A 1,832-nucleotide genomic window follows, 5' to 3' on the forward strand; every position below is an offset into this window, starting at 1 on the left:
GCCCATGCGGGCAACCCTCGTTCACCCGCGCATCGTAGGACGAGCCACCCGGCTCAAGGCGGACATACGGTCTTACTGAAGGTCTCGGCGTCGACAGTCTGATCCCGGCCAGGAAGCGGCGCTCGGCCTGTGTGATCGCAACCATTCCGCTGCGGCAGGAGATGGTCCGTCGGCTCGACAAGCCAGGCTTAAAACTCGATTGCGTCGCCTACCGTCAGAGATAGAAGGCGGAGACCGTCGTGTCCGTCGTGAAGCGGCGTCGTGGCGAGGCGCTCGCCCCCAAGCTGGACCAGACGCAGCGCGTCCAAGCGCTGCTGCGTGGGCTCACCTACAACCTCGAGCACCTCGTTCGCCTTGGTGCGCCCGCATGAGCGTCGCGACTGATCAAGATGCTCTTATTCACAAAGCATTCGGTTCGGAGCTATGAACAAGGCAACGGACTACCCTGCCCGCAACGGTAGCCGAAGCATGCGAAAGGATCGCTGCTCCGGCGGCGCGTCCTTGCAAGCATTGAAGCCGACGAGGCGCCCACCATCGTCGCTGATCAGCAGCAACTCGGTCCCTGCGGGGTGTACGACCATCCCCTCCGGTCGGAAGTCTGGAAGCCGGTGCAGTGCCTCCGTGAATCCGGACAGCTTGGCGACTTCCTGACTGCCCGGCCCAGCCCAAGCGAACAGTTCGAAGCCTGGTCCGTCACCAGTCGGACCGGCGAGCACTAGGTAGCCGCTCCCGTCTGGCATTCGCTCCAGGCTGCGAACGCCGCGGTTGTCGAGGTCGAGCGGAATGGGTTCGCCGAGCCGCGCCCGCGTGCCGGCTAGCGCGACGACCTCGCCCGGATTGCTTAGCGGGACCACGATAGCGTGGCCGTCGGACGTGAGCGGGCTACGCAAGCCGATCAGCAGGGTGCCCCCGTCTGGGTCCGCGGTGAGCCCCTCAATGTTCAGTCCGGAGCGCTCCGGCGCTCTCATCGCGTCCCTCGCGTCACCGTTTGGGCCCAGCACGGGCCCTAGCAGCCCGATCTGCTCGCGCAGCGCGGAAATTAACTCGCCGTATACTCGCGTTTCCGGCACCTGCCGCACCAACGCCTCGTCACCCTTCGCCGCGACCTCGAGCGCGATCAGCTGCTCTCGCCGCTCTCGCCGCTCACCGGACGAATTCCGGCCGTGCGAACCGATCAGGTAGATGCGGTCGCCGAGCCGGGCCGCGCCTTCTAGGTCGGCCTCGCCACGTCCTGAGCGGGCGCGCAGCGCGCTGCGCACACTGTCAGACACGTCGTCAGGAGGTGTCACCGGCATAGTGTTCCCCGCCAAGCTCACCCGCAGCGTCGTTTCGTTCTCGTCATTCCATACGAGGAACTCGCCAAAGCCGTCCGGCATGGTCGTCACAACAGCGGAGGCGTCACAGGATCCGTTAACCTCGACTAGGCTGATGGGAGCGCCGACTTGTAGACGCGGCGGCTCAGTCGCTGCAGGTACGGATGTGACAGTCGCCAACAGCATTGCCCCCGTGAAGAGCGGCATGGTGAGGCAAGTATTGGAAGTACGGCGTATGAGCATGCTGGGCCTCCTACCTCAGGTGAGCTTACCGGCAATGTGCTCTAGGCGGGAATGGTCGTGCGCGTCCCTCCTCAGGGGATCGGCGGCTGAGCCAGCCTGGGTCCGTTCGCTCCGACACTCAATCGAGTCGGCTTTTAAATTGTGCGTGTGGATGTTGACGAAGATGTCGATTTCGGACCGGCAGCGGCAGAAATATTTAAGACCCCGTTTGAGAATGGTTAGGGGTGGGCGATGCGGCGGAGCAGGAGGGCGCCGAGGCTGATGCGGATCATGGCT

2 protein-coding genes are annotated in these 1,832 nt (G+C 64.4%); one reads left to right on the forward strand and one right to left on the reverse strand.

What is annotated here, in order from left to right; all coding sequences use genetic code 11:
• Window positions 1-239: 239 nt before the first annotated feature.
• Window positions 240-371 (forward strand): hypothetical protein, encoded by a 132-nt coding sequence (locus JMJ56_RS35165; RefSeq protein WP_268885201.1) that lies wholly within the window; start codon window positions 240-242, stop codon window positions 369-371.
• 69 nt (window positions 372-440) lie between these two features.
• Here JMJ56_RS35165 and JMJ56_RS33010 read toward each other — a convergent pair whose 3' ends face one another.
• A complete protein-coding gene (locus JMJ56_RS33010; RefSeq protein ID WP_202836101.1) occupies window positions 441-1,376 on the reverse strand; it encodes a DUF3616 domain-containing protein in 936 nt (311 codons plus the stop codon).
• Between the last annotated feature and the right edge of the window lie 456 nt (window positions 1,377-1,832).

Source organism: Belnapia arida, assembly GCF_016773205.1.
Lineage (GTDB): Bacteria > Pseudomonadota > Alphaproteobacteria > Acetobacterales > Acetobacteraceae > Belnapia > Belnapia arida.

Coding starts and splice junctions, on each gene's coding strand:
- JMJ56_RS33010 (WP_202836101.1), bottom strand. CDS start 1,376: ATGCCGGACGGCTTTGGCGAGTTCCTCGTATGGAATGACGAGAACGAA.